The organism is Vallitalea longa (assembly GCF_027923465.1).
GTDB classification, from domain to species: Bacteria; Bacillota; Clostridia; order Lachnospirales; family Vallitaleaceae; genus Vallitalea; species Vallitalea longa.
This window is the reverse complement of sequence record NZ_BRLB01000024.1, coordinates 24,728-50,815: the sequence shown is the minus strand read 5'-3', so window position 1 is coordinate 50,815 and position 26,088 is coordinate 24,728. Positions and strand designations below refer to the sequence as shown.

Annotated in this window: 22 protein-coding genes and 1 other annotated feature; of the genes, 1 reads left to right on the top strand and 21 read right to left on the bottom strand. The window is 30.3% G+C overall.

Going from position 1 to position 26,088, the window contains the following annotated elements:
• Positions 1–6 precede the first annotated feature (6 nt).
• The 19 genes from purN to pdxR form a co-directional block, all read right to left on the bottom strand.
• Positions 7–630 carry a phosphoribosylglycinamide formyltransferase gene (gene purN / locus QMG30_RS22680; RefSeq protein ID WP_281819373.1) on the bottom strand — a complete coding sequence of 208 codons (624 nt, stop codon included), beginning with the start codon at positions 628–630 and terminating at the stop codon, positions 7–9.
• Positions 624–1,646: a phosphoribosylformylglycinamidine cyclo-ligase gene (gene purM / locus QMG30_RS22675; RefSeq protein WP_281819372.1), complete on the bottom strand. Its 1,023-nt coding sequence runs from the start codon at positions 1,644–1,646 to the stop codon at positions 624–626. Before purM ends, purN begins: the two co-directional genes overlap by 7 nt.
• Entirely contained in the window at positions 1,646–3,037 is a 1,392-nt protein-coding gene (gene purF, locus QMG30_RS22670) for an amidophosphoribosyltransferase (protein ID WP_281819371.1), read from the bottom strand. Before purF ends, purM begins: the two co-directional genes overlap by 1 nt.
• A 27-nt stretch (positions 3,038–3,064) precedes the next feature.
• Positions 3,065–3,778, bottom strand: coding sequence for a phosphoribosylaminoimidazolesuccinocarboxamide synthase (purC, locus tag QMG30_RS22665; protein ID WP_281819370.1), 714 nt, complete (start codon positions 3,776–3,778; stop codon positions 3,065–3,067).
• Between the two features lie 21 nt (positions 3,779–3,799).
• Entirely contained in the window at positions 3,800–4,318 is a 519-nt protein-coding gene (purE, locus tag QMG30_RS22660; RefSeq protein ID WP_281819368.1) for a 5-(carboxyamino)imidazole ribonucleotide mutase, read from the bottom strand.
• Between the two features lie 19 nt (positions 4,319–4,337).
• Positions 4,338–5,495: a 5-(carboxyamino)imidazole ribonucleotide synthase gene (locus QMG30_RS22655; RefSeq protein WP_281819366.1), complete on the bottom strand. Its 1,158-nt coding sequence runs from the start codon at positions 5,493–5,495 to the stop codon at positions 4,338–4,340.
• A gap of 224 nt (positions 5,496–5,719) precedes the next feature.
• Positions 5,720–6,379: a hypothetical protein gene (locus QMG30_RS22650; protein ID WP_281819365.1), complete on the bottom strand. Its 660-nt coding sequence runs from the start codon at positions 6,377–6,379 to the stop codon at positions 5,720–5,722.
• 64 nt (positions 6,380–6,443) lie between these two features.
• Positions 6,444–8,492, bottom strand: a complete 2,049-nt coding sequence (locus QMG30_RS22645) for an aminopeptidase (protein WP_281819364.1) — start codon at positions 8,490–8,492, stop codon at positions 6,444–6,446.
• Positions 8,493–8,742: 250 nt separating this feature from the next.
• Entirely contained in the window at positions 8,743–10,821 is a 2,079-nt protein-coding gene (locus QMG30_RS22640) for an aminopeptidase (protein ID WP_281819362.1), read from the bottom strand.
• A 51-nt stretch (positions 10,822–10,872) separates the two neighbouring features.
• Complete coding sequence (locus tag QMG30_RS22635; protein ID WP_281819359.1) at positions 10,873–11,427, bottom strand: phosphatase PAP2 family protein; 555 nt, start codon at positions 11,425–11,427, stop codon at positions 10,873–10,875.
• Between the two features lie 535 nt (positions 11,428–11,962).
• Positions 11,963–13,012, bottom strand: coding sequence for a galactose/methyl galactoside ABC transporter permease MglC (gene mglC / locus QMG30_RS22630; RefSeq protein WP_281819357.1), 1,050 nt, complete (start codon positions 13,010–13,012; stop codon positions 11,963–11,965).
• Positions 13,013–13,027: 15 nt separating this feature from the next.
• Entirely contained in the window at positions 13,028–14,536 is a 1,509-nt protein-coding gene (gene mglA, locus QMG30_RS22625) for a galactose/methyl galactoside ABC transporter ATP-binding protein MglA (protein WP_434784584.1), read from the bottom strand.
• A 68-nt stretch (positions 14,537–14,604) separates the two neighbouring features.
• Positions 14,605–15,711: a galactose ABC transporter substrate-binding protein gene (locus tag QMG30_RS22620; RefSeq protein WP_281819353.1), complete on the bottom strand. Its 1,107-nt coding sequence runs from the start codon at positions 15,709–15,711 to the stop codon at positions 14,605–14,607.
• 247 nt (positions 15,712–15,958) lie between these two features.
• On the bottom strand, positions 15,959–17,716 hold the full coding sequence (locus QMG30_RS22615) for a sensor histidine kinase (RefSeq protein WP_281819352.1): 1,758 nt from the start codon (positions 17,714–17,716) through the stop codon (positions 15,959–15,961).
• Positions 17,713–19,215, bottom strand: coding sequence for a response regulator transcription factor (locus QMG30_RS22610; RefSeq protein WP_281819351.1), 1,503 nt, complete (start codon positions 19,213–19,215; stop codon positions 17,713–17,715). Before QMG30_RS22610 ends, QMG30_RS22615 begins: the two co-directional genes overlap by 4 nt.
• Before the next feature lie 111 nt (positions 19,216–19,326).
• Positions 19,327–20,322: a tryptophan--tRNA ligase gene (trpS, locus tag QMG30_RS22605; RefSeq protein WP_330680827.1), complete on the bottom strand. Its 996-nt coding sequence runs from the start codon at positions 20,320–20,322 to the stop codon at positions 19,327–19,329.
• A gap of 31 nt (positions 20,323–20,353) precedes the next feature.
• A complete protein-coding gene (gene trpB, locus QMG30_RS22600) occupies positions 20,354–21,544 on the bottom strand; it encodes a tryptophan synthase subunit beta (RefSeq protein ID WP_281819350.1) in 1,191 nt (396 codons plus the stop codon).
• Between the two features lie 102 nt (positions 21,545–21,646).
• Positions 21,647–21,984: a binding site (T-box leader), on the bottom strand.
• Positions 21,985–22,192: 208 nt separating this feature from the next.
• The gene (locus tag QMG30_RS22595) at positions 22,193–22,690 is read right to left on the bottom strand and encodes a response regulator (RefSeq protein ID WP_281819349.1); all 498 of its coding nucleotides are present in this window, start codon (positions 22,688–22,690) and stop codon (positions 22,193–22,195) included.
• Positions 22,691–22,795: 105 nt separating this feature from the next.
• On the bottom strand, positions 22,796–24,196 hold the full coding sequence (pdxR, locus tag QMG30_RS22590; RefSeq protein ID WP_281819348.1) for a MocR-like pyridoxine biosynthesis transcription factor PdxR: 1,401 nt from the start codon (positions 24,194–24,196) through the stop codon (positions 22,796–22,798).
• Positions 24,197–24,309: 113 nt separating this feature from the next.
• Here pdxR and QMG30_RS22585 point away from each other — a divergent pair, with 113 nt between their 5' ends.
• Complete coding sequence (locus QMG30_RS22585) at positions 24,310–25,107, top strand: ECF transporter S component (RefSeq protein ID WP_281819347.1); 798 nt, start codon at positions 24,310–24,312, stop codon at positions 25,105–25,107.
• A gap of 97 nt (positions 25,108–25,204) precedes the next feature.
• Here QMG30_RS22585 and QMG30_RS22580 read toward each other — a convergent pair whose 3' ends face one another.
• Together QMG30_RS22580 and QMG30_RS22575 are read right to left on the bottom strand one after the other, a co-directional pair.
• Entirely contained in the window at positions 25,205–25,534 is a 330-nt protein-coding gene (locus tag QMG30_RS22580) for a DUF6142 family protein (protein ID WP_281819346.1), read from the bottom strand.
• A gap of 47 nt (positions 25,535–25,581) precedes the next feature.
• Positions 25,582–26,055 carry a VanZ family protein gene (locus QMG30_RS22575; protein ID WP_281819345.1) on the bottom strand — a complete coding sequence of 158 codons (474 nt, stop codon included), beginning with the start codon at positions 26,053–26,055 and terminating at the stop codon, positions 25,582–25,584.
• Between the last annotated feature and the right edge of the window lie 33 nt (positions 26,056–26,088).

Here is a 26,088-nt window from a genome sequence, read left to right as displayed (position 1 = left end):
AGTCAATTATGTAATTATTACTCTGTTACCTTGTATTTTGATTCTATCTTCTGCATATAATCTTACTGCTTCTGGATAAATTGTCCATTCAGCTTCTTCCATTACTCTGCGTTGCAGAATTTCTGGTGTATCATTATCTTCAACTTCAACAGCTTTCTGTAATATGATAGGACCTGTGTCTGTACCTTCATCTACAAAATGGACTGTAGCACCTGTAACTTTTATTCCACGATCAATTACCCCCTGATGCACTTTCAGTCCATAGTATCCGTTACCGCAAAAAGCTGGAATCAAAGATGGGTGAATATTCATTATTCTATTAGGAAAAGCTCTGACAAAGTCTTCTGATAATACTACCAAATACCCTGCAAGTAATATCAAATCAACTCCTAATGATATGAAATGATCTCTAAGAGCAAAATTAAATTCTTGTCTTGTAGTATAATCTCTAGGCTTTATGCATTTACCCTTTATATTATATTTTTTTATTCTCTCTAGCGCATATGCATTTTCTTTATTACTAACAACAGATACAATCTCAGTATCAGTTATGGTACCATCATTAATCCTGTCTATTATAGCCTGTAAATTAGTACCTCCTCCAGAAACAAGGACTCCAATTTTTAGCATAATATTACCCCTTCATTGCTTTTCTCAACCGAACCTATTATATAACCCTTTTCACCTATATTATCCAAAACATCTATAGCTTTTTCTGCTTCTTCTTTATCTATAACTATAACCATACCTATTCCCATGTTGAAAGTATTATAAATACTTCTTTCATCCATTTTTCCAATATTCTTCATTAACTTGAATATATTATGAATTGGCCATGAATCTTTATTGATTCTCGCACTATATCCATCTTTCAATGCTCTTGGAATATTTTCTATGAAACCTCCACCTGTAATATGACTAATTGATTTCATCGCTACTTTATCTTTTAACTCATTTATTGCTTTTACATATATCTTAGTAGGCTTCAGTAACTCTTCTCCCAAAGTACAACCTAATTCATCAATATATTCATTCAATTTTTCCTTAGTAGGATTAAAGAGTTTTCTGACAAGAGAATATCCATTACTATGTATACCTGAAGATGGTAACCCTAGTAATACATCCCCCTCTTTTATGGTAGAACCATCTATAATTTTACTTTTATCAACTATACCAACTGCAAAACCTGCCATGTCATATTCATCTGTTGGGTAGAATCCTGGCATTTCAGCAGTCTCACCACCAATAAGAGCAGCTCCAGATTGTCTACATCCTTCTGCGACTCCACTTACCATATCCGCTATTTTTTCAGGTACATTTTTGCCACATGCTATATAATCTAAGAAGAATAGAGGTTCTGCACCAGAACAAATGATATCATTGACACACATGGCAACTAAATCTATTCCAACTGTACTATGTTTATCCTGAAGAAAAGCTATTTTCAACTTAGTCCCCACACCATCTGTACCTGACACTAGAACTGGTTCTTCCATCTTATGTTTAGCTAAAGAATATAGTCCTCCGAATCCTCCAAGATCAGTTACAACTCCTTCGTTGAAAGTTGTTTTAACATGTTTTTTCATTAACTCTACTGCCTTATATCCTGCTTCAACGTCTACACCAGAAGCCTTGTAATCTATCATTAGTTATCCTCCTTATCATCAACATCCATTGGATATTTACCATTAAAGCAAGCCATACAATAGTCTCTTTTGCCATTTTTACATGTGCTTAGAAGACCTTCGTTACTTATATATCCTAAACTATCAGCACCAATTATATCTCTAATTTCTTCTATAGACATATTTCCAGCTATGAGATTCTTCCTCTCTGGAGTATCTATTCCGAAATAGCATGAATACTTAACTGGTGGTGAACTTATTCTGACATGAACTTCTTTTGCTCCAGCTTCTTTTAATAAGTTTACAATCTTTTTACTTGTTGTCCCTCTTACAAGAGAGTCATCAATCATTACTACTCTTTTACCTTCAATCTGACTCCTTATGGGATTCAATTTCATGTGTACTCCTAATTCTCTCATTTCCTGACTTGGTTGGATAAATGTTCTTCCCACATATCTGTTTTTCATGAATCCACCCACATACTTAATTCCTGATGCATCTGAAAAACCATGAGCAGCTGCAAGCCCTGAGTCTGGTACTCCCACTACTACATCAGCATCTACAGGATGTTCTTTAGCCAATACGATTCCTGCTTTATATCTGGCACTGAAAACTTCTATACCATCCATTATACTGTCAGGTCTAGCAAAATAAATGTATTCAAATATACATGCAGCAGATTTTTTAGGTACCTCTGTTTGAATGGACCTTATGTTATCTTTGTTAACAACGATAATCTCTCCTGGCTCTACATCTCTAACGAATTTTATCCCTAGAGAATCAAATGCACATGATTCTGAAGAAAATACGTAGGAATCCTCTTTTTTCCCAATGACAAGAGGTCTCATTCCTAATGGGTCTCTTACTGCAATAAGTTTGTTAGGAGTCATGATAAGAAGTGAATAAGCTCCTTTGATTTTTCTCATGACTTCATTCAAAGCATCTTCTATTGCATTATATTTAATTCTGATTCTTGATAATAATGCGGCTATGATTTCTGTATCTGATGTTGTTTGAAAGATAGTACCTTGTTCCTCTAATTCTTTTTTTATCTCACTCGCATTGGTTATATTACCATTATGTGCGATAGCCATATGTCCTTTTGTATATTTAATTACTAATGGTTGTGCATTTTCCGCATAACTTTCACCTGTTGTAGAATATCTTACATGTCCAATAGCTGAATGACCTTTTAAATAATCAAGAACTACATCATCAAATATTTCTGATACCATACCCATTTCTTTTCTGTAAAGAATAGTTCCTTTATTATTAACTGCTATACCAGCACTTTCTTGGCCTCTATGTTGAAGTGCAAAAAGTCCATAATAAGTAAGTCTAGATGTATCAAATTCATTATTATTATATACTCCGAACACGCCGCATTCTTCTTTTAATTTATCATCAAACATGGTATCTCCCTTCTACTTTCATTAGGTTTAGTTATTTCCTAATGTTCTTTTTAATATTTCTTGATAAGCACCTTCTACATTTCCAAGATCTCTTCTGAAACGGTCTTTATCTAGTTTTTCTCCTGTAGTCTTATCCCAGAAACGGCAAGTATCAGGTGATATTTCATCAGCTAATATGATATCCCCATCAGAAGTTCTACCGAATTCTATTTTGAAATCAATTAATTCTATATTTATGGATGCAAAATATTTTGAAAGTATATTATTGATTTTAAATGACATAGATGATATTAGTTCAAGTTCCTCTTTTGTCGCTAATGAAAGGGAGTATATATGATAATCATTTACCATAGGATCACCTAGATCATCATTTTTATAACAATATTCAAGAACTGTTTTATCAAGTTTTGTTCCTTCTTCTAGACCTAATCTTTTACTTAAGCTTCCAGCTGCGATATTTCTGACTATTACTTCCAAAGGTACGATTTCAACTTTTTTGACTATTGTTTCACGATCGTTTACTTCTTCAACTATGTGAGTAGGTATATCTTCTTTTTCTAATAATCCCATTAAATAATTAGATACTCTATTGTTGATACTACCTTTTTCTTGTATTTGACCTTTTTTAACACCATTAAATGCTGTTGCATCATCTTTATATGATACTATCAATAAATTTTCATCATCAGTTTTAAATACTTTCTTTGCTTTGCCTTCGTATAATAATTCTGTTTTTTTCATCTAAAATCCTCCTAATTTTATTTAATTCATACCTTGCAAATACTTATTATATCCAATATCTTCTAATTTCTCAGCTTTATGTTCCACAATTTCTTTTAGATTTTTTTTGTATGTCTCTACTTTCTTATTCACTATTTCATCAAAACTACCTATAATGGATGCTGCTAATATTCCTGCATTTTTAGCTCCATTTATTGCAACTGTAGCCACGGGTATTCCTGGAGGCATCTGAACAATTGAATATAATGAATCTATACCGTTCAATGTTCTAGTTTTAACAGGAACTCCAATAACAGGAAGTGTAGTAAGTGATGCTACCATACCTGGCAGATGAGCTGCTCCTCCTGCTCCTGCAATTATTATTTTCAGTCCTTTTACTTTAGCTGTTTTTGCATAATCATATAGTCTTTCTGGTGTTCTATGAGCAGATACTACAGTAAGTTCATAAGATATTTCAAATTCGTCTAGTATCATAGCTGCCTCTTTCATAACAGGTAAATCAGAATCACTTCCCATTATTATTCCAACCATAGGATTCATGTTATTAACCTCCTCAAAATTATTTTTCACCAACTACTTTTATCTCGTTTTTAGCTGTTTCTGCTTTTTTTACTACTTCATCAAGTGTTCTTCCAATAACTGTAATATGTCCCATTTTCCTTTTTGGTCTTACTTCTTCTTTTCCATATATATGAACTTTAACATTTCCATCCTTATAGACTTTATCTATTCCTTCATAATTAGCTTTTCCAGATTCTCCATTTTCTCCTATGATATTTCTCATTACCGTAGGACATCTAAGGCTCACATCTCCAAGTGGTAAACCGGTTATAGCCCTGATATGCTGTTCGAATTGTGAGGTGAAACATCCTTCTATAGTATAATGTCCTGAATTATGTGGTCTAGGTGCTACTTCATTTATTAATATGTCATCATCTTGTGTTACAAACATTTCAACGCAAAACATACCTACGCCAGAGAAAATTTCCATTACTTGGTGAGCCATATCCATTGCTTTTTCAGTACACTCCATAGATATAGAAGCTGGAACTCTTGTTTCATCTAATATACTATCTTTATGGATGTTTTCCCCTACTGGATAGACTGATATTTCTCCATCTATTCCTCTACATGCAAGTACGGATATTTCTTTTTTCAGATCAACAAATTTTTCTACCATCAAAGGTAATGTTCCGTTTCCTAACTGCTTATAAGATTCTTTTATTGATTCTTCATTTTCTATTACATAATTGCCTTTACCATCATAACCGCCTGTACATGTTTTTAACATCATTGGATACGAGAATTGATGACCTGCTTTTTGTATGTCTTCTATGGATTTTACTGATTGAAACTCTGGAACTGCTATATTATTGTTAAGAAGTGTTACCTTTTGATTGTACTTGTTCTGAATTATTTCTAAGCTTTTTGCAGTAGGGTATATGGTATACCCTTCATTTTCTAATTCTTTTAGAATATCAACATTGATATGTTCGAATTCGTATGTCATTACATCAACTTTTTCTGCCATTGTTCGTATTGCCTTCTTATCATCAAAAGAAGCCAATATCTGTTTATCCGATATACTATGTGATGGGCAAGACTCTGAAGGGTCAAGTGTTATTACATAAAACCCTAACCGTTTAGCTTCTAAAATCATCATCTTTCCCAATTGCCCTCCGCCGATAATACCAATCTTTTTAGAAAGATTATCCATTACGAACAACTCCTTATAGTTTTTTATAAGCATAAAATTATTTTACAAATAAAACGGGAATAAGTCAATAGATTTTCCGAACATTTTTTAATTTTTTATAAAAAACATTCACTTTATTAGGATTTCAACTATATTGATGATGATTTTAATGGTGTATATTTATTATTTATTAAGAAAGAGTATCGTAAACCACTTTTTTATAGTAGTTCATGATACTCTTTCTATTATTGTATATCCAAAAACCATTTAATAACTTCTTTACTTTTTCCTAATTTTTGACTATTAACGATAATACTCATTACTTTAGGAGAATCTCCTACCATAATTTCATTTATCTTGTCATTATCAGATACATCGATTCCATAGATTTTTTCTTTATTATCTTCTTCGCTTTTTAGGCTTATCAGTTTTTCAGATAGCATATCCAAATCTTGTTGGGCTAAGATTTCTTCTAGAGGTAACATATTACCTTGTTTAGCTAATTCTTCAAACTTATCTTTGTCCATAATCATTACATCAAGTTCTTGAGCTTGAACACTCGCTGCAAATTTGGTTTGAGTAGCCATTTCCATTTGAGGGTCGGGACTACCGAGAACAAAAGTATTTACAAAAACTTTTTTGTTGCCCATTTCTTCGGTTACAATCAAATCGTCAAGTTCTTTTTCCAATTCTTCTGTAACATTTGTCATAATGTTGGTACTCATAAAGTTAACACTGACCGCGGGTTTTGGAGGTGGATTGAAAACCCATATATTGAGAAAGCTTGCAATTATACCTATTACAATAATACCTCCAATAATATGTAACTTGTAATATTCCCAAATATAATCTACTTTCTCTTTTCGTGATAACTCTTGAAATTTTTGTTTGTTAGTTTTTTTCATTTTACCTATCACCTATTGAGTCTATTTTTTGTAATTTAATATTAACAACTATTATAACACAAATCTACGCTTCATCAAGGGCTTTATTCAATTCTTCTGTTCCAGGAAGAACAAATCTTTCATCTTCTATTATAGGTATACGTTTTTTATCTTTTGTAATAACCTCTATACAACCAAGTTCACTGTATGGTAATGTAATATCTGTATGTTTACCTGTATAAGCCTCTTCAATATTCGTTTTTCTGAGTATTGATTTTTCATTGTCTCTTGCTATTACTTCTTTTCCATCTGAGTTGTATACAGGATTGTCTTCACTCCACATGAAACATGTATCTCCTATTGCGAAATGAGGTCCGGTTTTTTCTCCAATCAATGTTGGTAGGATATCATTGATCTTATATTTGTTAGCCATAACATAAGCTGTTGTATTGGTTCCTATAGCAAATTCTCCCATAGGCAATGTCTTATTAGGAAGCAATATATTTTCATATATGTAATTCTTATTGTCTTCTGGTTTATCAAAGTTGGTACAAGTATATGAATCAACATATCCATCTTTGAATGTTATTTCCATATTATTGTATTTCAATCCCCATAAGAAAACCTCTTCCACAAAAAGTGTTCCATTAGTACCTTTTAATACTGGTGATGTATATACTTCACCAAGTGGTATATTAACATCAGCTAGACAATTATGGAAATTGGTTTCTTTTTCAGGATTATCGATTTCATGTAATTTAACTAATAAATCAGTTTTGTTTTTTCCTTTTCCTCTTACATGAACATATTCACCTTTGTCTAGTGTATCAATGATTTTTTGCTGAATTTTTTCATATATATCCACATCAAGAGTGTTGACTCTTATGGTTTCATTGAATATATCTTCAAAGTGTTCACCTATTTCTGGAATAGGATATGATACTATTGTAAAACTAGTTGTTTCTCTGGATACATACTTGTTAATAATCTTATTGGTTTTAAGTTTTTCCAGTTTATCTATTTTAGTTTGTTCTTCGTCAAGTCTTATACAGTCTTTCTTAGTTCTTGGGTTAAAAGGTTTTTCTCCAAATCCTTCAAAGAGAATAGTTCCTCCAAATACAGATAATATATCACTATGTTTTTCAACATTTTTTTCATAAATATTAACTTTATGATTGCTGTATTCTTCATCATAGTATAATCCATAATCATATCTATGATCATAATAATACTGTTTATTTATTTTGGTAGAAATTAACAAATGAAATGAATGACTAATGATTGAATTCAACTTAATTTTTTCAAAGTTAGCTATTACTTCTTTTATAATTCTTTCAAAACCAATAAAATATCTTAGTAATACTGACGATTTAATAGTAATATCTTTATTGTCTACTATGAAACCTCTTTGAAAAGCTTCTGTAATAATATCACCCATATACTTGATTTTTTCTTTTGGAATGCTCTTTAGGTATTCTGCTATTTTTATTTCATTATCACCAATGTAAACTCCATATTTAAATAAATACCTCAAATCATCTAGATTCTCATATTTAATCATATTTCCAAGATAATTCACCTGAGGATTAGATACGGATTCTATCTTAAATTCAGTTTTCACGTCACAATATTTCATTGCATCGTCTTTAAGATATTTTATTAATTCATGGGTGGAAATGTTTTCGTTGCCAAGCAAGTGATTGTAAAATTTTATAATTAATTGATTAACTCTGTTTAACATAATGATTCTATGCTGATAAGCGAACTGTATACATTCAATAACTATTGTATGTAGATATGATAGAACTTGTCCAATTTCCAATCCGAACTCAGATATGGCATAGGATGGATTACCATAACAAGTATTATATCTACTAGGTAGGATATCCTCATATAATCTTTCATTATCAACTTTTAATTGTTGGAATGAATTATTTTTGAAGTAATCATCATCGAGTTTTTCTTCATGGTTCGCTATCATAATAATCAATTTACTTAGATGATTGAAATATTGATTATATCCTTCTTTACTTTCTGTCTTGTTTATTATGTCATTGATAATTTCAAGTGATTTTGCATATTCTTTTTTTACAAGTTCATTTTCTTTCATATAATATTCTTTATAATCGAACATATCATTCTCCTTTCATATATGTTTTGATTTTGGAAGTATTGCTATGAGATTATTATAACAACATATTTATTATGAATTTCATAGAAATCATCTGGCTATATTTTCCCGATTATCCCATATATAATTTCTTTTTATATAAGCTATGTAAAATATATTGAAACTTATTTATAAGAAATAATCACATCCAATAAATATTGCATATGACTATTTCTTATTATTCTACAAACAAAAATCTTTTACGATGTTAATTTTAAGCTTCATCAAGTGCTTTATTCAATTCTTCAGTTCCTTGAAGTATAAATCTTCCATCTTTAATTATACCAATACGTTCTTTATCTTTTGTTATAACATCAATTGAAGCAAGTCCGCTATATGGTATTGTTATATCAGTATGTTTACCTGTATAGGCTTCATTAATATTTGTTTTCCTCAATATTGATTTCTCGTTGTCTCTTGCAATTATTTCTTTTCCATCGTCATTGAATACTGGAATATCTTCTCCCCATGAGAAACAAGTATCCCCTATTGCAAAGTGAGGTCCTGTTTTTTCAGTAATCAATATCGGTAGAATGTTTTCAATATTATATTTGTGAGCCATCACATAAGCTGTTGTATTGGTTCCTATAGCAAATTCTCCAATAGGTAGTGTTTCATTAGGGAATATAAGATTCTCATACATATATTTCTTATTTGCTTCAGGATCATCGAAATTAGTGCAAGTATAAGTATCTATAAAACCATCTTTGAATGTTATTTCTAAGTTATTGTATTTATATCCAGCAAGGAAAACTTCCTCAACGAAGAGTGTACCGTTAGTGCCTTTTAATGTTGGTGATGTATATACTTCACCAAGAGGTATGTTGACATCAGCCAGACAGTTATGGAAATTAGTTTCTTTTTCTGGATTTTTCAATTCATGTAATTTGACTAATATATCTGTTTTATTAGTACCTTTTCCTTTTACATGAACGTACTCACCTTGGTCCAATGTATCTATGATTTTCTGTTGTATTTTTTCATATAAGTCCACATCAAGAGTATTGACATCTATAGTAGCATCGAATATATCTTCGAATTGGTCTCCTATTTCTGGAATTGGATAGGATATATATGTAAAACTATAAGTTTCATTTGAAAAATATTTACTAAGTATTTTTTTGTTTTTCAACAAGTAAACTCTTTCTAATTTAGTTTGCTCATCATTGAGTCTGATGCATTCTTTTTTGGACTTAGGATAAAATGGTTTTTCACCAAACCCCTCAAGTAATGCAGGTCCTCCTTGAGCATATAATATTTTTCCATTTTTCTCAACGTATTTTTCGTATACCTTAGTCTTCAACTCACAATATTCCTCATTCAAATATAAAGCATAATCATATCTATGGTCATAATAATACTGTTTATTAGGACTAGTGGATTGTAACTTCGTTAGAGTATGACCATATTCAATATTGGTACTTGTCTCTATACTTATGATTGACTTGAGATTCAATTTTTCAAAATTGGTCATTACTTCTTTCATTACACGTTCAAAACCCACAAAATATCTTAAGCTTACTGATGATTTTATTGAAATGTCTTTATTGTCTCTTATGAATCCAACACGATAGCCTTCTGACATTACATCAGCCATATATTTGACTTTTTCTTTTGGTATACTATTAAGATATTCTGCAATCTTGATTTCATTGTCACTAATGTAGAGTCCGTATTTGAATAAATATCTTAAGTCTGTGAGGTCATCACATTCTATCATATCCACCAGATATGCTCTTTCTGGATTGGCCATTTCATTGATATACATATCAACTTCTTTTTCTACAAATTCTTTTGAATCATCTGATATATATTTCTTAAGTTCATCAATTGATACATTATCATTATTCATCATGTGATTATAGAATTTGATGAATAACTGGTTTACTCTATTCATCATGAAAATTTTATGTTGGTAAGCGAATCTTATGTATTCAAAAACCCTTGTATATAAATATGTCAAGACTTCACCTAAGTCTTCACCAAATTGATTAACTGCGTAACTAGGATTACCATAGCATGTATCATAATTGCTAGGTAATATATCCACATACATCTTATAGTTGTTTTCTTTTAATTGTTGGAATGTATTATTTTTGAAATACTCATCATTCAATTCTTTTTCATGGTCAGATACCATGATTATGAATTTACTCAATGTATTGAAATACTTCCCATAATCTTCTTTACTTTCAGTGTCAAACATTATATTTTTAATAACTTCTATTGATTTTTCATAGTCACTTAAAATAGGTTCATTTTCTTTTAAATAATACTCATTATAATCAAACATATTACTACTCCTTCTATAAATATTTTAATCTATGATTGCTAATGAATCATTCTAATATTTCCCATTGATTAGTCCTTTTTTCTTACCGATTTTTATCGCTACAGTAGATACTATAAATGCTATGAGTACACTTAATAAAACATCTGTAGGATAATGTACTGATAAATAAACTCTTGATAATGTTATAGCAATAGCAAGTATTAGAACTGGAACATATATTTTCCATTGCTTCACCAGATATAATACTACAAATGCAACAGAAAAGCTACTAAGCGCATGCCCCGATGGCATAGAATAACTACTTAGCTGTTTAATAACAATATCCAGATTAAGCGCATCGTAGGGTCTTACTCTCCCTATGGCATTTTTTAATATCAGTTCTCCTATAATAGTGTTTGTGAGTAATACCATAGCTACTATGAAGCCGACTGTCCTATATTTTTTACTAATCATCAATAGGATGCATATAATTATCCAAATGGAGAAATAATCACCTATGCTAGAGAAAAAAGTCATTATGTCATCGAGTATCGGTGTCCTTAAATGGTTAAATATATATAGTATGATATTCTGGTCAACTTGATTAATAACATTAATTATAATCATCACTCTCCTTTTAATGTAAATACCATTATGACTGAATATATCTTTCAATCATTCATGGTCGCTAATTAACCACCGTATTTATTGTTATAATCTTCTAAAGTAAATATAAGCTTTCGGGGCTATTTATTCATATATTATTATGTATTTCATGTTGTACTGATACTAAAATACATATTTGAATTATCTTAACTACCTATCTTGATTCATATGGAATTATTATTATAATATACCATATGCCAATAAGTATATATCTATAGAAACTTAAAAATATAAGAGTTAACCCTCTAACAGTTAACTCTTATATTATACCTTATTTTTATATTCATTTACAACTAATATATATTATCATTTATTATTATTATAAATTTCTTCATGTGATTTATTTAATGTCCCCTCTTTAATATACCGTCTTTTTTTATATAAGTATACTACTCCTATTATTACACAAATTATATAAAATCCACATGCAATAATTGTTTTGATATCATAATTCTCTATCATATATAAACACTCTCCAGTTTACATGATTATTATATTATTTTTTCTTAATATATTTTCTAGTGTCTATAGCTACAGCAATAAGTATAATCATACCTTTAACTATGTATTGAAGGTATGGATCTACACTAACATAGGCCAAACCGAAATTGATTACTTGGAAAATGATAACACCTGTGACTATACCTGCTACTGAACCGACTCCACCCATTAGTGACACACCACCAACTACACAAGCAGAGATTGCATCTAATTCATAACCTAGACCTAAGTTGTTAGTAGCTGACCCTGTACGACCTAATTCAAGGAGACCAGCCATACCATATAGTACCCCTGCTACTATGTATATTATTAGAGTTGTCTTGACAATGCTTACACCTGAAACAGCTGCCGCTTCAGCATTTCCGCCTACTGCAAACATGTTTTTACCTATCCTGGTCTTGTTCCATATGAACCAGATGAATATTATGGATACTATTGCAAATAACATAAGGAAAGAAATATAGAACTCGTCTTTTCCAAATTGAATACTTAACAATTTACCTTGCGCTATGTACTTGAAATCTTCATTCAAGCTAGTAATCGGTGAACCACCTAAAGCATTATAGTAACTGGAAGCAATTCCATATAGTACCAACTGCATACCCAGCGTTGCAATAAATGGAGTGATATGTAATTTGGCAGTCAACCATCCATTTATAAAAGACATAAAAGTTATTACTAGAACTATAAATAAAATAATAAGTGCTATAAACCATCCAGAGGAAGGTAGGTTAGGAAATATCCTTCTGGAGAATTCAGGAGCCTGCATCAAACTAGCTCCTAGTACTCCTGCCAATCCTACCATTCTACCAATAGATAGATCAGTTCCTGCTAGAACAATAATACCACCTACACCAAGTGCAAGCATACATCTTGTTGAGGCTTGAGTAAGTATTGTTGCCAAGCTGCGCCATGATACTATTGAACTGTCTTTTATAATAATTACTATTATCATTATAAGTAGTACAAAATATATTGCATATTTAAGAAGTATTTCACTTACTTTTTTCTTATCTATCTTGATTTTTTTTAATTTTATATCCATGAAATTATATCCTTTCTATATATATTTTGCTGCAAGTGCAAGTACTTCTTCTTGTGAAGTATTAGCTGTTTCGACACAACCTGCCAGATACCCATTGCTCATAACAAGTATTCTATCTGTTATACCGAACAACTCCGGCATTTCAGATGAAATAACTATAACGCTTTTACCATTACAAGCTAATTCGTTGATAAGTTGATAAATCTCATATTTAGCACCAACATCAATACCTCTTGTAGGCTCATCAAGTAGTAATATTTCTGGATTAGTCAATAGCCACTTTCCTATTACTACCTTTTGCTGATTTCCTCCTGACAGAGTACCAATCTTGGTTTTTTCAGATGGCGTTTTTACACTTAGGCTCTCTATAACCCATTTGGTATCCTTTCTTGCTTTCGCTTCTCTAATGACACCCGCTCTGCAATACCTATCTATATTGGAAATAATACTATTAAAATAAACTGATAGACCTCCGAACAACCCTGTTTTTCTTCTTTCTTCAGTTACTAGTGCAAATCCATTTTTTATTGCTTCTCTAGCATTATTATTCTTGACTCTTTTACCATGCAGAAATATCTCACCTGATTCTTTTTTACGTATACCGAATATGGTTTCCAGTAATTCTGTTCTTCTAGAACCCATGAGTCCTGCAACTCCTAATATCTCACCAGTCCTGAGTTCAAAACTGACTCCTTTTACTTTTGGTGAATAGAAAGATTTCAGATCTTTGACTTGTAGAACAATTTCACTTGGCTTATTTTTCTTTTCTGGAAAACGGTTAGTCAGATCTCTCCCTACCATCAACTTTATGATTGTATCTGTAGTAAGATTAGTGGCTAACTCTGTAGCGATATATTTCCCATCCCTCATAACAGTTACTTCATCAGCTATTTCCAATATTTCTTCCATTTTATGGGAAATGTATATTATGCCTACACCTCTAGACTTCAAATTATTTATTATTTTAAATAGATGGTGTACCTCTTTTTCTGTGAGAGAAGAAGTAGGTTCATCCATAACTACAATCTTAGCATTATAGGAAACAGCTTTTGCTATTTCAACCATCTGTGCTTGTGAAACTGATAAATTCTCGATTTTCTCTCTTGGATCAATATCGATATTTAATTCTTCAAATATCTCTTTGGTTTTTTTATACATATATCTCTCATTAACTACTAATCCCTGCATTGGAAAACGTCCCAACCAGATATTATCTACAACTCTAGTCTGTATGACTTGATTAAGCTCTTGATGAACCATTGAAACTCCATTTTCAAGGGCTTCTTTTGGATTTTTGTAATTTATTTCTTTACCTGATACTTTAATTAATCCAGAATCTTTTATAAATATACCAAACAAACATTTCATCAAAGTAGATTTACCAGCACCATTTTCACCCATTAATGCATGGACAGTACCTTCTTTCAAAGCAAAATCTACATTGTCTAGAGCTTTTACTCCTGGGAATTCTTTAGTGATACCTTTCATTTCTAAAACATATTTATTTTGCTCATTCATATTCATCACCGCACCTAAAAGATTAGCAGGCAGGTTATCAATAACCTTACCTGCTTTTTTGATTAATTTATTATCTATTCCATTCCATATGCTTCTTTTGCTATTCCTAAATTATCTTTTGTTATAGGTTGATATGGTATTCTAACTGCTTTTGTTTCATCAAGTTGAAAATCTAATCCTTCTAAAACATCTTTATCTAGAGCGGCATTTATTGCCATTTCAATAGAAACTCTTCCTTGATTTAATGGGTCATTAAGTACAGTTCCAAGCATAATATCCCCTTGTATTAGATCAAGAGCTTCAGGTATAGCATCGACTCCAACAACAGGCATGAACTTATCATCTGAGAAATATCCATCAGCTTTTAATGCTTCTACTACACCTAGTGCCATACCGTCATTGTTACATAGAACCATTTCTATTTTGTCTCCTTCTTTTCCTAACCAAGTTGTCATTAATTCTTTTCCTTTGGTTGCATCCCACATACCTGTTTGCTTTTCTAGTTCATCTACTTCAATACCTTCACTCTTAATATATTCTACAGAATATTTAGTACGAGCTTCTGCATCAGGATGTCCTGGTTCACCCATAATCATTACATATTGCATCTTTCCATCACCATTACGATCCCATTCAGGATGCTCTTTCCATGCCTCTGCTACTAATTTTCCTTGAATATCTCCTGATTCTTTTGATTGTGTTCCTACATACCAAGATTTATCATAATCTATTTTATCTGTTCCATCAGGATATTCTTTATTAATGAATATTACTGGTATACCAGCAGCCTTTGCCTTGTCTGCAATTGTTGGTGCAGCTCCTGGGTCAACTAGATTGATAACCAAAGAATCCACGCCTTTACTGATCATTACATCAACCTGATCATTTTGAACTGATTGGTTATTTTGTGAATCATTCATAATAAGCTCTGCATTACCTTCTGCTGCTGATGTCATAGCATTTCTTGTGTAAGTCATGAAGTTATCATCAAACTTATAGATTGTTACTCCTACTTTTGGTTTATCTGTTGAGACATCTTCAGTAGAATCTTTACCTTCATCACTGACTTGATTATTATCTTTACCTCCTGTAGGTTCAGTTTCTTTATTTTTAGAACCACATCCTACAAATAAACCCATGACTAATACAACTGTCAACAATAATCCCATAATCTTTTTCATAAAACTTCCTCCTTATTGTTAATTTCTAATAAATTATTTGTTTTGTAATTAGTATTTTACCACCTTTTTTATAGCTGTTTTAGTAATTTTTTATTGTAGTTTAGTAATCTTTTACTATTTTATTGTAATTTAATGGTTATTATAGTAATATTTTTATAATATTAGTAAATATTTATGTTTGATAGATTAAGAACAAAGACTCATAAAAGATTTTCAAGAAAATTGAAAGTAGAAAAAAAGCTGTCATTTATTTGACAGCTATTACTATTTTAACTGATGTTCCAATATTAGGTGTACTTTGCACATATAATTTTGCTTTATCATCATACACTAGTTTTAATCTTTGTCTTGTATTATCTAGTCCTATACTTTTACAATATGTTTTAAAATTAGTCTTTTCACTAGATATTTTATTTATACCATCACCGTTGTCAATAATCTCACATGTTAATATATCATTGAATAAAGAAATAAATATCTTAATTTCACCTTTTTGTTTATTTGAAAATGCATGAAAGAATGCATTCTCTACTAGTGGCTGTAGCAATAGTTTAGGTATCAATACCTCTAATGCTTTTTCGTCTATGTAATAAGATACCTGTATCCTTTCTCCATAACGCATACTATTTATTTTGGCATAATTCTTAAGATTATTTATTTCATCTTGAACCGTTACCATTTCATCTGTCTTGGATATTGTATTTTGTAATAGAGCAATAAAAGCATTTATCATTTCATCTACTTTATTATTATCTCCCTGCCATGCCAGATATTTAATTGATGCCAGAGTATTATACATGAAATGGGGATTTATCTGCATCTGTAGGGCAGATAATTCTGCAACTCTTCGTTGCTCCTGTTCTTTCATCAATTTATCAATATAGGATTGAAGCTCCAAAACCATCTGATTGTAAGCAGTACTTAACCTTCTAACTTCATATCCTCCATCTATTGGAACTTGTTGCTTAAAATTAGATTCTGTTGCTACTTCCATTGTATCAACCAATTTAGTTAACTTACTAGTAGTTCTCTTAGTTATTATGAGTATTATAAAACAAGTAAGTAGTGCAATAATTATTGCCAAAAGTATAATACGATGTGTTGATTCTAGATAGACTTTTGATACAATACTCGTATCACTTAATATGACTAGATAAAAGTCCATATCCTGTAAGTATCTAGCTGTCAGTAGATAAGGTTTTTCGTTAAATTGAGTTCGTACATATTTAGAGCTTTTAATTGACTCTTTAACCATTAAAAGTATATCATCACAATCTTTGCCAATGTAATTTTTCATGCTACCTGATAAAACTCGTCCCGTTTTACTTAATATTATTACATCGTTACCCCTTACCATATATTTTTTATATAATGTGCTATAATTTTCTTCTGTAATACTAATGAACATATCTCCAAAAAAAGTATTGTCTATGGGATCTACCAACCCCTTGGTAATTACAATAGATGGTTCAGATGAAGCATATCCATTAAATCCACTAGAAATATAGTGATAAGTATTGGATGGATTTTTTTTATATAATTGATAGAAATCCATTGACATTATTTTTTCTTTTGTTTTTGAAGTAACCCCTATATAATTATCTGTATAGTAGTTAAAATTATTTCCTATGACAAAAATATTGAACATGGTCATTCCATAATTGTAATTAATCCTTTGAAGTTCATTCTGTAAACTATATTTTTTATAAAAAATTTCTGAGGAAGGTAAATGCTCAGTACAATACACCTTCAAGTTATTGTTCTGGCTATATTCTTCCATTAAATTGTATGCTCTATAATTAAGATTTTCAAGTTCATCAACTATCCTATCTCCTATTTTTTGATTAGATGTATTATATGTATTGATGTATAATTTTTCTCCTGTACTTATTGTTACTGTAGCTACCAAAATAGTAGATATTATTAGACTACATAAAGTTACGAATACAATCTTAGTAAATAAAGTCAGCTTAAATGTATCACCTATTTTTCTCTTTAGCTTCATTTCATATACATCCTTCTATATGTCGTAGGTGTATAACCTGTTAATTTCTTGAAAACTTTAGTAAAGTAATTAGGGGAAGAATATCCAACTAATTCACTTACATAGGATATCTGAATAGAAGGGTTTACAAGGAATTCTTTAGCTTTTTGTATTCTCACTCTATTAAGGTAATCATTGAAGCTTTCTTTATAATTATTATTGAAATAGGCTGACAGATATGAATAACTTATATGAAATTCATTAGCAATTTCTTGTAGATTAATTTGTTTCTCATAATTAATATTAATATAATCCAGAATCTGTTTCATCATTTTATCTGTTGTTCCTACTTCAATTAATGATTCAATATATTTTTTAATGTCATTGAAATATTCTATTATGTCTTCTAGAGTTGTAGCGTTAGATATATTATTGAAAAAAATTATTTTTTTAGTATTTACTTCTTCATATTTCTCTTCGTTGATTAAGATAATGTTAAAAAGATTATATATTACATTTTGTACTATAGCTTTTATTTCACTACCTTTTAATCCATTTTGAAACGTCAATTTTTCTAGATAATCTTCTAGATATTCAAGAGCATTAACTGGTTCGGAAGAAGCCAATTGCATAAATTGTTTAGTATCAAACTTTATTTTATTTCTTGTTTTATATGTTTTAAATGAAATACTGATATGTGACTGTTCATAACCATAAAAATGATATTGTGATAAATTCTTAATTTCATCATAAGCTATCAGTAAACTAGCATAAGAACCTATTTCTTCTATCTTCATTAAAAAAACTGTTATTATCTCGGGTTTCAAGCTGTTAGTCAATAAATCCCATTTGTCATTGATTTCATTTATATCTTCTTTATCATGATTAATTATAAAAATATGTATATCTTGTGATTTACCTATGTATATACAAAAAAAATTTGAGAAGATTTGTTTTATCTTATCATTAACTAGATTATTATCAACTGAATCACTCTTTAATTGCTGATATCCTATTATAGTGAACTCTGATTTATTGAAACAATCATTCAATATATGTTCATCTATTACCTTATCTTCCAACATTTTAAGAAGTTGTTCATCCATACTGTTTTTTTCTTCAACAGGACAAACAGGTTTAACAAACTTTTTCTGTAGTGGTATCAATATATCTAATAATTGATTTGCTGTTAAAGTTGGTTTCAAAACATAATCTGCAACCCCATGTTTAAATGCAGTTTTAACATACTCAAAGTTATCATAACCGCTTAATATAACAATTTCAATATTAGGATAACGTTTCTTAATAATCTTAGACAGCTCTATACCATCAATATTAGGCATAACTATATCACATAGAATTATATGTGGATGTATTTTTTCTATCAGTTCTAATGTTTGTGTAGCATTAGTTGCTTCCCCCACAACTTTAAACCCATACTTTTCCCATTCTAGCATATGTATGATACCTTGCCTTAATAGGTATTCATCATCTACAATCATAATTTTACACCATTCCATAGACATTCTCCCTATAACAACATAATAATATCATTATAAAGTTTATGCCTAGATTTTACAAGACATCTAGGCATAATGTATTAAATACTTATTATTATTTAATTATTATTATCAATAATCCAGACAGAATACTTTTTTTAATTCGGTTAAAGTGTCTGCTGCTATATTTCGTGCATGTTCACTTCCTGTTTTCAACATAATCAATAATTCTTCTTTATTCTTTTCTAATTGCTTTCTTCTTAATCTTATTGGACTTAATTCTTCATCTAAGACTTCAATTAATCTTTTCTTAATTGTAATATCACCTAAACCGCCTTTTTCATAATGCTGTTTCAGCTTCTCTACCTCATCTTTTCTAGTATCAAATGCATCTAAATATTTGAATACGACATTTCCTTCCACATTACCTTTATCTTCTACTCTGATATGATTAGGATCAGTATACATACTCATTACTTTTTTTATTATACATTCTCTGCTATCACTAAGATATATTGCGTTATTAAGAGATTTACTCATCTTAGCTCTTCCATCAATTCCTGGTAATCTTTGAACACCTGAAAGTAATGGTTTGCATTCTTTTAGGATATCTTTATTAAAATGATTGTTTATTCGCCTTACTATTTCATTCGTCTGTTCAATCATTGGAAGCTGATCATCCCCAACTGGGATTAAATTAGCTTTGAAAGCGGTTATATCCGCTGCCTGACTAATCGGATAACATAAAAATCCAACGGGAATCTTATCATTGTATCCTTTTTGCTTCATTTCCGCTTTTACCGTTGGATTCCTTGATAACCTTCCAAGATTAACGAAATTCATATAATACATAGTAAGCTCTGCTAATTCTGGTACTAGAGATTGTATGAAAAAAGTATTTAATTCTGGTTTCAAACCAATAGATAGATAATCTAGCATTACTTCTATAACATTATCTCTTACTTTTCCCGGATTAAGTGCATTATCTGATAATGCTTGTGTATCTGCTATCATAATAAAACTTTTATCATATTTCCCTTGTATGGAGACTCTTGTCTTTAATGATCCAACATAATGTCCTATGTGAAGTTTACCTGTGGGTCTGTCTCCTGTTAGAATAATATCCATAATAATTTCCCACCTTTTTAAAACATATAATTTATAGATTGATTGGCTTGTTATTTGCTTTCAAATAATCTTCTATTGCTTCAACGTCCTTATCTCCTCTACCTGACAAATTCACTATAATAATTTTATCGTCATCAAGAGTCGGTGCAAATTTCATAGTGTATGCAAGTGCATGTGAACTCTCAATAGCAGGTATTATTCCTTCTGTTTGAGATAGATATAAAAATGCATTGACTGCTTCATCATCTGTGATAGATACATATTTAGCTCTACCTGTTTCTTTTAGATAAGCATGTTCAGGTCCGACTCCTGGATAATCAAGTCCTGCTGATATAGAATAAACTGGACACATATTACCTTGCTCATCTTGAATATAAAGAGTATTCATACCATGAGCAACCCCTTCTTTTCCAAGAGCCATAGTCGCAGCATGATAATTTGTATCAATCCCTTTTCCAGCAGCTTCAACACCTATAAGATTAACTTCTTCATATTGATTGAACTCATGGAATAAACCTATTGCATTACTTCCTCCTCCTATACAAGCAATACAATAATCAGGAAGTCGTCCTTCTTTTTCTTTAATCTGTCTTAATGCTTCTTCGCCTATTATTTTTTGAAATTCACGAACCATAGTTGGATATGGGTGTGGTCCGACTGCTGAACCTAATAAATAAAAAGTATCTTCTATTCTTTCAACCCATTTTTCAATTGCCTCATCAACCGCATCACTTAGAGTTCTTGTACCTCTTGTGACTGGTGTGACTTTTGCACCTAATAATTGCATTCGGAATACATTAAGTTTCTGTCTCCTAGTATCTTCTTCTCCCATGAAGATTTCGCATTCCATATTGAACATAGCTGCTGCTGTAGCTGTTGCAACTCCATGTTGTCCTGCTCCAGTTTCAGCAATTATTTTTTTCTTACCCATTCTTTTGGCAAGCAATATCTGTCCTATGGCATTATTTATCTTATGTGCTCCTGTATGATTAAGATCTTCTCTTTTCAGATAGATTTTAGCTCCACCTAGTTTTTTAGTCATGTTTTCTGCATAATATAATGGAGATTCTCTTCCAACATAATCTTTCATATAATACATATATTCTTTTTTGAATTCTTCATCTTTCATAGCTTCATTAAAAGCTGTCTCCAATTCATTTAAAGCATTGATTACTGGTTCTGGTACATATTGTCCTCCAAATTTTCCAAATTGATGTTTCATAATTCATCATCCCTTCTAATAATTTTTGAATTTAATATAATGCATCTAACTTTTATTCGATGAGATGTATCTAAAAAGGCAATAAAAAAACACTTCATCCATTATTGGGACGAAGTGTTACTCGCGGTACCACCCAACTTCAAACACATATTAATAGGTTTTGTAGCTATACTCAAAAAATGTTCCTAAAAAACAAAAAATCCCCGTCTTTATTAGGACGAAGTTACATTTCGCTATGCCACCTATTATGTGCTTAACTTTTTCAGATACTAACATATCCTATCCTTATAACGTAGGAAAAACGGTATTAGCTACTTGCAACAAACGTTCACCATACTTCTCATGAATCCATTCAGAATCATTGTTAATATCAGGATTCCACCATCCCCGATTCTCTATAATTACAAACAATTCCTACTACTTTCAATCATCGAATTTTATTATTAAATTAGTATTAATTATATAGCAATAAATCCATATTGTCAACCCCCATTTGTGAATCATTGGGGACGGACCTTTTTGATTCAAATTTATAATAAATATTTAGTTACCTTTTTCAAATGGCTCATCCTAATTTATTAATTAAATAACCTTCAAAAATATTGTCAATCGTAAAAAAATGAATCAAAAAGGTCCGTCCCCATTGATTCATTTTGCTTTTTGTTTTATGGTATGACCGCAGTATGGGCAAAAGATTATACCTTTATCAAATTCACTTAAATTACTCGCACAATAAGGACAATAATTTAGATTTGTACTGGCTTTATCTTCTTTTCCCATAAAACGGATAATATCTTCTGTTTCCCCTATTCTTTTCAGACTATCTTTCAATGTAAACATTGATAATGGTGTATGCAAAATACCATCTACACTATCTTCTATTTTTTCGTATCTAATAGAATTACTTGAAGATAGTAGACATTTGCTTTCTGGCAAACTATCTTTTATATCTTTAATTAACTTATCACCCTTTGTTTTCCTCATAATATAATTGACTATAACAATATTAGGTTCAAACTGTTCAGCTTCGTACAACGCATCAAACTCATCAGCAAGTTCAACATCATAACCTAGATTATTCAACATATCTTTCATTATAAGACTTTCAAATCTAGAATCATTGACAAGTAGTGCTCTTTTTTTCACATCAATCAGCTCCTGTTTGATTCAAAAAATATAATAACTACTATTAATACTCACATACTTATAGTATATCACAGATAGCTTATTTTTATTATAAATTTATTTGATTTAAACAATTTTACTAAGCAGATTTACAGCTTTTTCAATATTATCATAATCGATTCCTCTATATGATAAAATAATAATAGGTTTGTCTTTACATCTTTTTACAATTGTATATTCTGCAATACCAGATAGCAATATTTCATTGTGCAATGCTTTTTCTATTATTTGTTTCTCTGATAAATCAGTATTTATGTTAAGCACCATATGAAGACCTGAGTCAATTCCACCGATATCTACTTTATCTCCCATGTAATTCTTTATAGCTTGAATTAATAGTTGATTTTTTTTGGCATAATTTTTTTTGAGCTTTCTTATATGTTTTTCAAACATGCCTTCTTTCATAAATGACGCTAAAGCTAATTGCTCTGTTTTAGATGTTGTCTGTATATATCTGTTTTTGCTTTCATTATAAAGGTTAATTAACTTATCAGGTAAAATCATGTAACTTATTCTTATTGAAGGTACCAATATTGTAGAAAATGAACCTAAGTAAATGACATTTTCATTTTTATCGAAACTCTGCATAGAAGGAATAGGTTTACCCGAATAACGCAACTCACTATTATAATCGTCTTCAATGATATAACCTTTATTTTCGCTCGCCCATTTTAGAAGTTTAATCCTCTGATCTACACTCATAACAGTACCAGTAGGAAATTGATGAGATGGGCTGACGTAACATAATTTTGTATTAGATTTTTTTAAAACATTCAGATCAATTCCATCTTCTCTTACTGGTATAGGAATTATATTAAAACTATTATGCATAAAAATATTTTTGGCTCTATTAAATCCAGGGTCTTCAAAAGCACATTCATTAATATTAATTTTTTTCATTAACGTGCTAAGAATATTAAGTAAATACTGTACACCACCACCAATAATCACTCTATTGGTATTAGCAGATACCCCTCTTGATCTCCTGACATATTTAACAATCTCATCTCTTAATTCTAACTCCCCTTGCACATCAGTTACTGTATACAATTTTTTGTAATCATAACTAAGTACTCTGTTCATATATTTTCTCCATAAATTAAAATCGAAGTTATTTTCTTCCACATATTCATTTTTAAAATCATATTTAATCATTTTTTTAACTCTTTGTTCTCTCACTGATTCATATGTATCCTTTTTACTTGTAACAAAAGTCTTATCAAAAGAACTTGCATAGTATCCTTTTTGAGGCAAACTATATAGATACCCTTCTACCGATAATTGCTGATATGCGTTTTCTATAGTAGTTTTACTTATATCAAGACTATTTGCTAATTGCCTTATAGATGGAAGCTTTTCATTTTTAGCAATTCGTTCATTAAGTATTTCATCCCTGATATATTCATATAACTGTACATACAATGGTCTGTTTGAATCAATATCTAAATTGGGAACTAAATCTATCATATAACCACCCTTTCAATAACTGTCCCTTTTGTTTTACTTAAAACTGTCACTTTCAAAATATACACCCATACTATATAGTATATATAAAATTAGAAAAAAGGCAAGGTGACAATATGAAAAATACATATCTAGGAAATGATGATATCAGGAAATTAACTTATACAGGCTTAATGACTGCTATCGTTCTACTAGCGACACTGGTAATAAAAATCCCTGTATCATTCACTAACGGATACATTCATCTTGGAGACAGCATGGTATTTTTAGCAGCTATTCTATTAGGATGGAAATATGGAGCATTTGCTGCCGGAGTTGGATCTGCTTTAGCAGATGTAATAGGAGGATATGCTCATTGGGCTGTACCTACTTTAATAATAAAAGCTTTAATGGCTATAATAATTGGAATATGTGCAAGTGAAAAATACAGGAAAAAAATGTATATCATTTTAACTATAATTTTTGCAGGTGGTTTTGCAGTATTTAATCTAATACTAAAAAATATACTAACAAACAAAATAATATTAGATTCATCTAATATCACTAGCAATCTTCTAACTGAATTAGAATTAAATTCTACAGAAGAATTAATTAATCTTTCCAGCAGAGTTGAAACAACACTTTTTGTAATAACTATCTTAATACCAATAATAATTTTAGTCTTATCTTTGTTAATATCAAAACTAAATAAAATAAAATTCAAACCCGCTTATACTTTCGGATTTGTAATATCTGGTACTTTCATGGTATTCTGCTACTATATAGCATCTTATATATTGACCGGCAATTATATAGTACCAATATTCTCCATACCATTGAACATGATACAATTTATAGTTGGTCTTGTTATCGCTCAACTTATTGTCATGGGACTTAATAAAAGTAAATTATCAATTCCTTTACAATGTTTTTAGAATAAGAAAAACTGCCTTGTAATAATCTGATTCAGACTATAATCGCCTAATCAACTTTATTACAAGACAGTTTTTGAATTGCATATAATTATGTAACCTATCCACTAAATCCATATATAATAACCATTACATGAAATAACATTAATATTAAATTTATTACCATGCCTATATGTGCGAAAGTTTTAAAAGTATCTTTTTTCATTTCTCCCATAATTCCATATATAACACCCACTATACAAGCAATAAATCCTATCATTTCCATAAGTCCTATTGCCAAAACTATGTTATAAGTCCTATCAGCGAAAGCCGATATACCAACAGCACCTAAAAACAAAACTAACGATACAAGCCCTAAAATAAAGGAAACTATTCCAAGTCCAGTCTGTTTTCTATTATTTAATCTTAATGTGATTTTCTTATCTTCCATACTATCATTCCTTTAATCCATAAACTAATATTATTGCTCTATCATGATTATTTTTGAATATGTAAATATTTGAATCCATAATAAATATAATAACATATTTTATAAATTAAATATCCTAGAAATCCTCCAACAGTATTAAGTATAATATCATCTACATCAAAACTTCCAACAGCAAAATGATACTGAAGAACTTCTACCAATAGACTCATTAATCCACTTAACAAAATCATGATAATCAAATGTCTTGTTTTCCTAAGTAAAACAGGTATAAAAAACCCGAAAGGCATAAAAGCTACTATATTACCGAAAATATTTCTCATTATGGTATTAGTTCCACTATACTTAATATAATTTTTGATAGTTTTAAAAAACTCTAGATTATAACCTTTAACACCTGTAACTCTACCATACTTTTCATCTAAAAAAAGTACATTGATTAAAAACATCAAATATATAATAAAAAGAATAAAGCTAATTATTCTAAAAAATCTCTTAAAATCTTCTGAAGCATTATTACTCATCATAACCCCCTAAAAATATTCTGGTCAGTAGTC

Coding starts and splice junctions, on each gene's coding strand:
- QMG30_RS22655 (WP_281819366.1), bottom strand. CDS start 5,495: ATGGATAATCTTTCTAAAAAGATTGGTATTATCGGCGGAGGGCAATTG.
- trpB (WP_281819350.1), bottom strand. CDS start 21,544: ATGAAACATCAATTTGGAAAATTTGGAGGACAATATGTACCAGAACCA.
- QMG30_RS22645 (WP_281819364.1), bottom strand. CDS start 8,492: ATGTTCGATTATAAAGAATATTATATGAAAGAAAATGAACTTGTAAAA.
- purC (WP_281819370.1), bottom strand. CDS start 3,778: ATGAAAAAAACAGAATTATTATACGAAGGCAAAGCAAAGAAAGTATTT.
- QMG30_RS22575 (WP_281819345.1), bottom strand. CDS start 26,055: ATGAGTAATAATGCTTCAGAAGATTTTAAGAGATTTTTTAGAATAATT.
- QMG30_RS22585 (WP_281819347.1), top strand. CDS start 24,310: ATGAAAAATACATATCTAGGAAATGATGATATCAGGAAATTAACTTAT.
- purE (WP_281819368.1), bottom strand. CDS start 4,318: ATGAATCCTATGGTTGGAATAATAATGGGAAGTGATTCTGATTTACCT.
- QMG30_RS22620 (WP_281819353.1), bottom strand. CDS start 15,711: ATGAAAAAGATTATGGGATTATTGTTGACAGTTGTATTAGTCATGGGT.
- QMG30_RS22615 (WP_281819352.1), bottom strand. CDS start 17,716: ATGAAGCTAAAGAGAAAAATAGGTGATACATTTAAGCTGACTTTATTT.
- QMG30_RS22580 (WP_281819346.1), bottom strand. CDS start 25,534: ATGGAAGATAAGAAAATCACATTAAGATTAAATAATAGAAAACAGACT.
- QMG30_RS22635 (WP_281819359.1), bottom strand. CDS start 11,427: ATGATTATAATTAATGTTATTAATCAAGTTGACCAGAATATCATACTA.
- mglA (WP_434784584.1), bottom strand. CDS start 14,536: ATGAATATGAATGAGCAAAATAAATATGTTTTAGAAATGAAAGGTATC.
- QMG30_RS22610 (WP_281819351.1), bottom strand. CDS start 19,215: ATGGAATGGTGTAAAATTATGATTGTAGATGATGAATACCTATTAAGG.
- pdxR (WP_281819348.1), bottom strand. CDS start 24,196: ATGATAGATTTAGTTCCCAATTTAGATATTGATTCAAACAGACCATTG.
- mglC (WP_281819357.1), bottom strand. CDS start 13,012: ATGGATATAAAATTAAAAAAAATCAAGATAGATAAGAAAAAAGTAAGT.
- purN (WP_281819373.1), bottom strand. CDS start 630: ATGCTAAAAATTGGAGTCCTTGTTTCTGGAGGAGGTACTAATTTACAG.
- trpS (WP_330680827.1), bottom strand. CDS start 20,322: ATGGATATTATTCTAACAGGAGACAGACCCACAGGTAAACTTCACATA.
- purM (WP_281819372.1), bottom strand. CDS start 1,646: ATGATAGATTACAAGGCTTCTGGTGTAGACGTTGAAGCAGGATATAAG.
- QMG30_RS22640 (WP_281819362.1), bottom strand. CDS start 10,821: ATGTTTGATTATAATGAGTATTATTTAAAAGAAAATGAACCTATTTTA.
- purF (WP_281819371.1), bottom strand. CDS start 3,037: ATGTTTGATGATAAATTAAAAGAAGAATGCGGCGTGTTCGGAGTATAT.
- QMG30_RS22650 (WP_281819365.1), bottom strand. CDS start 6,379: ATGAAAAAAACTAACAAACAAAAATTTCAAGAGTTATCACGAAAAGAG.